Source organism: Megamonas rupellensis DSM 19944 (assembly GCF_000378365.1).
GTDB classification, from domain to species: Bacteria; Bacillota; Negativicutes; order Selenomonadales; family Selenomonadaceae; genus Megamonas; species Megamonas funiformis.
The window spans coordinates 1-5,674 of record NZ_KB899622.1 but is presented as its reverse complement, the minus strand read 5'-3'; the positions used below and the strand labels follow the sequence as shown (position 1 = coordinate 5,674).

General features: G+C 33.1%; 5 protein-coding genes. All 5 read right to left on the bottom strand.

Going from position 1 to position 5,674, the window contains the following annotated elements:
- Positions 1-137: 137 nt before the first annotated feature.
- Positions 138-1,457, bottom strand: coding sequence for a dicarboxylate/amino acid:cation symporter (locus tag F553_RS0111350; protein WP_019000189.1), 1,320 nt, complete (start codon positions 1,455-1,457; stop codon positions 138-140).
- 281 nt (positions 1,458-1,738) lie between these two features.
- Positions 1,739-2,551 carry an ATP-dependent sacrificial sulfur transferase LarE gene (gene larE, locus F553_RS0111345; RefSeq protein WP_019000188.1) on the bottom strand — a complete coding sequence of 271 codons (813 nt, stop codon included), beginning with the start codon at positions 2,549-2,551 and terminating at the stop codon, positions 1,739-1,741.
- Entirely contained in the window at positions 2,544-3,008 is a 465-nt protein-coding gene (gene larC2, locus F553_RS0111340; protein ID WP_019000187.1) for a nickel pincer cofactor biosynthesis protein LarC2, read from the bottom strand. Before larC2 ends, larE begins: the two co-directional genes overlap by 8 nt.
- A 165-nt stretch (positions 3,009-3,173) precedes the next feature.
- Positions 3,174-4,514, bottom strand: coding sequence for an anaerobic C4-dicarboxylate transporter (locus tag F553_RS0111335; protein ID WP_019000186.1), 1,341 nt, complete (start codon positions 4,512-4,514; stop codon positions 3,174-3,176).
- 31 nt (positions 4,515-4,545) lie between these two features.
- Positions 4,546-5,568, bottom strand: coding sequence for a lyase family protein (locus F553_RS12025; protein WP_019000185.1), 1,023 nt, complete (start codon positions 5,566-5,568; stop codon positions 4,546-4,548).
- Between the last annotated feature and the right edge of the window lie 106 nt (positions 5,569-5,674).

The following is a 5,674-nucleotide window of genomic DNA, read 5'->3' as shown; positions in this document are numbered from 1 at the left end:
CTCCTTTTAAAACCATTTTAATTGCTTTAACTTTAAATTCATTTGAGTATTTAGTCATAAAAAAACTGCACCTCCAAAAGTTGTTTTTTGTCCAACTTTTGGGGTGCAGTTCATTTTCTAGGTCTTTTATTTAAATTTTAGAGAATACTAGTATTTGGAATTTCGCTATCGTCTAATTTTCCTTTTAAATCATTATCTGTCATAGCACAAACAGCAGAGTCTGACCAAACATTTTCAGCTGTTTCAATCATATCGATGATGGTATAAATTGGTAAGATGATACCAAGTAAACTGATTGGAGCACCGATAGAGGACATAAGAGATAAAGTCAAGAAATAGCAACCCATAGGAACGCCTGCATTACCAACAGCGGCAATAACGGATATGAATAACCATGTAATCATAGTAGTCATGGATAATTCAAAACCAGCATTTTGCATTACGAATAAAGAGGTTACTAAGATAAATGCGGCACAACCATTCATATTGATGGTTGTACAAATTGGTAAGACGAAACGAGAAACTTTTGGATTGGCTTTTAAATTTTGTTCTGCACAAGCAAGTGTTACAGGTAAAGTTCCGGCAGAGCTTTTTGTAAATAATGCTACAGCAAGAGCAGGAGCCATTTTGCGGAAAACTTTAAGTGGATTTAATCCACGAAGAAGCATGATTAAAGGTAAAATGATAAAGAACTGGATAGCATTACCACCAATTACTACAGCAGTATATTTTCCTAAAGCGCCAACGATAACACCAGCTTCAATTTGAGCTGATAATTGCCCTGCAAAAGCGATGATACCAAGTGGTAAAACATAAAGTAATGCACGAATAAGTGTGAAGGATAATTCTTGTAAACCGTTGATTACTTTTAATAATTGTTCACGATTATCTGTTTTTGGCATGAAGGCTAAAGCTAAACCAACAGCCGCGGAAATCAACATAACAGATAAAACATTACCAGTTAAAAATGGCTGTAGAACATTATTTGGAATTACAGATAAAAAGTGGTCATAATAAGAAAGTGCGCCTAATTTTTGCATAGGTACAGCTTCTTGACCGGCATTGATAATATCCATAGGAAGATTTCCTGGAGAAATCCATAAATAAAGACAAAGACTTGTAGCTGCTGCACAGATTGTGGTGAATAAAGTATAAAATAGTGCATGAGAAAAGATACGACTTGTATCTTTATTATTACCGAGTGCAGCTAAAGTAGTGATAACTGCTAGAGCGATTGTAGGAACTGCAATGAATTGGAATAAACGTGTAAATACAGTAGCTACAAAATTGAAAAATTCATTTAAAGGTTGGATACCGAGCCAGCCTAAAATGCCACCTAGAATGAGTGCACCAAACCATAATAAGAACTGACGTCCTTGAGAAGATTTAGCTTTGCTTTCGCGGATAGCACTTTGAGCGGTTTCTTTAACATCGACTTGTTTTTTATTATCAGCCATATGTAATCCCTCTTCTCTCTTTAATATTGTATATACATATATAATTAATTCATACAATATATGTATGAAAAAGATTATACGATTTTGATGTAAACATGTCAATTATTTTTAAAGTGCATAAAAAATAAAAAAGTAATGTGATTTTATTTTTTACTATTTACATTATCAAAAATAAATAAGGACTTGTCAACATAAAAAGTAATTCATTTTGTCATCAAGTTTAGAAAAAATAGATTATTTTATAGTATTTATAAATATTTTGGTTTAAATAAAAAGTTTAATCAAAATGGATTATTGTCTAATATCACGTTATTACTACCTTTTTGATAACCTATTAAATCTACAGTGATAAATTTAAAACCTAGTTTTTGAAATTCTTTATGAATTAAATCTCTAAGAGGATTGGTAAATAATTTAGGGACTTCATTTGTCTCTACTTCTATGCGCGCTAAATCTCCGTGATGGCGTACGCGAATTTGACCTTGTAAATATTTATGAAGTATATCTTCCGCTTTAGCAACTTGATTTAATCTTTCAGGAGTAACTTCAAGACCGTAAATTAAACGAGAGGCAAGACAAGCAGAGCTAGGTTTATTCCAAACAGGTAAATTCCATTCTTTCGCCATTTGGCGGATTTCATCTTTAGTAATGTGCAATTCTAAAAATGGTGATTTTGTTAATTTAAATTCTTTTAAAGCGAGCATACCAGGACGATAATCACCTTTGTCATCTTCATTAGAGCCTTCTAAAAGATAGTTATAATTATTTTTTTGACAAAAATCTTCTAAAAGTTTAAAGCGATTGATATGGCAATGGTAGCAACGCATTTTATCATTGCAGGTGAATTTTTTATCAGCTAAATCATCTACAGTGAATAATTCATGTTTTATGCCAATGAGTTTAGCAACTTTTTTAGCGTCAGATATTTCATTAGTAGTTATTAGTTCAGATACAGCAGTGATGGCGATAGCTTTATCCCCTAGAGCAATTTGTGTTGCTTTAGCAAGTACAGAGCTATCTACACCTCCAGAAAAAGCTACAGCTACAGATTGGTAAGATTTTAGTAATTCAATTAATTGTTGTTGTTTATTCATGCTTTAGTTCCTCGTTTGCTAGAAATAATGCTGTTTGTTGAATTGTTTTTAATGGTACATTGTGTTTTTGGGCTAATTTTTTACAATCTTCATATTCAGCGGATATATTTAAGACTTTATCGCCTTTTTTAGCTATTTTACATTTTACTTGACCATATGGAGTGATGATGGATTTAAATTCTCTATCTAGGCTGTAGCGAGTGATTATTTCTTCACGTATGCCAAGCGTTGTCGTTTCACTGAATATAATATCAAGGCAATTTTCTTTATCTTCGGGACGGATTAAAACAGATAAAGTATTAGCTGAGCGAGATTTTTTCATATAAATAGGAGTCAGCCAAACATCTAAAGCATTATGCTCAAAGAGTTTTTGCGAAATATATTCATAGTTTTGAGGATTGAAATCATCTATATTACAAGATAGTATAAGTAATTTTTCTATAATATAATCGTTCATTTTTTCACCTGTCATTTGTTGTAAATTTAATTATATATTAAATTAGAATTTTTATTTAGGCAAGAAAGTAGATTTTAGCTTAAATAAAAAGACTTAGCTCTATATAATGAACTAAGTCTTTTCTGGAGGTTTAAATATGTGATTTTGATATTAAGATGGAGTTTTTTATAACATGATTGGTGCAAAAACGAAACCTAAAGCTACAGAAACAACGATTGTTAATACACCAGGGAAGAAAAACGGATGATTAAATACGTATTTTCCTATGCGACTGGTACCAGTATCGTCCATTTGTACAGCACCTAATAATGTAGGATATGTTGGCAATACAAATAAAGCGGAAACAGCAGCAAATGAAGCTACGATAATTGGTACAGAAGCAGTATTTTCTGGAGTGATGCCTAAAGCGACGATAACAGTTGGGATTAAAGCTTGAGTTGTAGCTGCTTGTGAATATAAAAGCATACTAGCGAAGAATAAAGCTACAGCTAATAAAAATGGATAAGCTACAACGAGATTAGAAGCTAATAATTTAATTTCAGGAATATGACCTTTAACGAAAGTATCGCCTAGCCATGCTACACCAAGTACACAGATACAAGCAGAAAGACCAGATTTGAAAGTACTAGTATTTACTAAATCGCCTGTTTTGATTTTACAGATGAAAGTAATAAGTGTAGCAATACATAACATAAAGCTGATAATAGCATCATTTCTAGGTAAAATAACAGGTTTAATCCAACCAACATTATTAGAAATAGCAGTTGCATATAATACGATAGCAATTACGCCGACAAAGAAAATCCATACAGATAATTTGGCGCCTTTTTTGAGAGGGTGGTCATCACCTTTTTTGACTACAGGTGTAACTTGACCAAGTTGTAATCTTTCTTGATAAACAGGGTCAGAAGATAAATCTGTGTTGATGAATTTTGTCATGATAAAGGCAGTGATCATGCAACCTAAGAAGGTAGTTGGAATACAGATAGCAAGTAACATTGGATAAGAACAGCCAAATGGTTCTAAAAATCCACTCATAGCAATTACAGCGGCAGATACAGGGCTAGCAGTGATTGCTATTTGGCTAGCTACAACAGAGATGGAAAGTGGTACAGATGGTTTAATATTTTCACCTTTAGCAACTTCGACAATTACAGGAATCATAGAAAAAGCAGTATGACCTGTACCAGCAAAAATAGTTAAAAAATAAGTAACAGCAGGAGCTAAATAATTGATGTGTTTTGGATTGCGACGAAGAATTTTTTCAGCTATTTTTACTAAATAATCTAAGCCTCCTGCTAATTGCATAGCGGAGATAGCACCGATAACAGACATGATGATGAGAATAACATCCCATGGAATTTGACCAGGATTAAGACCGAGTCCTAATGTTAGAGCAACTACACCAAGACCACCGGCATAGCCAATGCCCATACCTCCTAATTTTACGCCTAAGAAGATAGCAGCGAATAATACAATTATTTGTAGTAATAAAAATATATCCATAGAAAAAAACCTCTTTTATAATTAATAAAAATTATTTTGTTCCCATATGTGGTGTTAACATTGTTTTAGGATTTAAAATATCAGTGAGTTGTTTTTCAGTTAAATATCCGCGTTCTAAACAAATCTCACTTACAGCTTTACCAGTTTGCAATGCTTCTTTAGCAATGCTGGAAGATTTTTCATAGCCGATATAAGGATTTAATGCAGTAACAATACTGATTGAATTCATGATAGAGTTATAGCAAATATCTGTATTAGCTGTTAAATCTTTAATAGCTTTTGTAGATAAAGTATTTATAGCGTTTTCAAGTAGGCAAATAGAATTAAATAAAGCATAAGCAATACCAGGTTCAAATGCATTGAGTTCTAATTCGCCACGTTCAGCACAAAGTGTGATGCTTACATCATTGCCCATAACTTCATAACAAGCTTCAGCAACTACTTCAGCAATGACAGGATTTACTTTTCCTGGCATGATGGAAGAGCCAGGTTGCATTTTTGGTAAATTAATTTCACCTAAACCACAGCGAGGGCCAGAATTCATCAAGCGAAGGTCATTAGCAATTTTGCTTAAACGTACAGCAAGTGTTTTTAAAGCACCACTTACATAAACAAAATCAGCAGTATCTTGTGTAGCAGCAATGAGATTATTAGCAATTTGATAGTTTATACCAGTGATATTGTGTAGTTCTTTTTCAATAACATGTTTGTAGTCAGGGTGGCAATTTATACCAGTGCCAATAGCAGTTGCCCCCATATTTAAGAATTTCATAGTTTCACGAGCATGAGAAATTTGATGTATAGAAGTATCAATATAAGTGGCAAAAGCTTCAAACGTATTGCCTAAAGTAGTAGGAACGGCATCTTCAAGTTCAGTACGACCCATTTTTAAGATATCTTTAAATTCTACAGATTTTTTTAATAAATTAGCTTTTAAATCTTCCATAGCAGTGAGCAAATCTGTTAATTTTGTATATGCTGCTACTTTTATAGAACTAGGATAGCTATCATTTGTGGATTGGCTGAGATTTACATGGTCATTTGGATTTGACATACTCCCCATGCCTAAAGGCAGGGGATTCTTGGATACAAACGATATTTGCCTACTAAAATAGCAGGTCTTACTATATCTCTCCAAAGAAGGTTGATGCCCCAACCTT

Bases quoted from the DNA above. Each gene is read 5' to 3' on its own strand.
- F553_RS12025 (WP_019000185.1), bottom strand. From the start codon at position 5,568: ATGTCAAATCCAAATGACCATGTAAATCTCAGCCAATCCACAAATGAT.
- F553_RS0111335 (WP_019000186.1), bottom strand. From the start codon at position 4,514: ATGGATATATTTTTATTACTACAAATAATTGTATTATTCGCTGCTATC.
- larC2 (WP_019000187.1), bottom strand. From the start codon at position 3,008: ATGAACGATTATATTATAGAAAAATTACTTATACTATCTTGTAATATA.
- F553_RS0111350 (WP_019000189.1), bottom strand. From the start codon at position 1,457: ATGGCTGATAATAAAAAACAAGTCGATGTTAAAGAAACCGCTCAAAGT.
- larE (WP_019000188.1), bottom strand. From the start codon at position 2,551: ATGAATAAACAACAACAATTAATTGAATTACTAAAATCTTACCAATCT.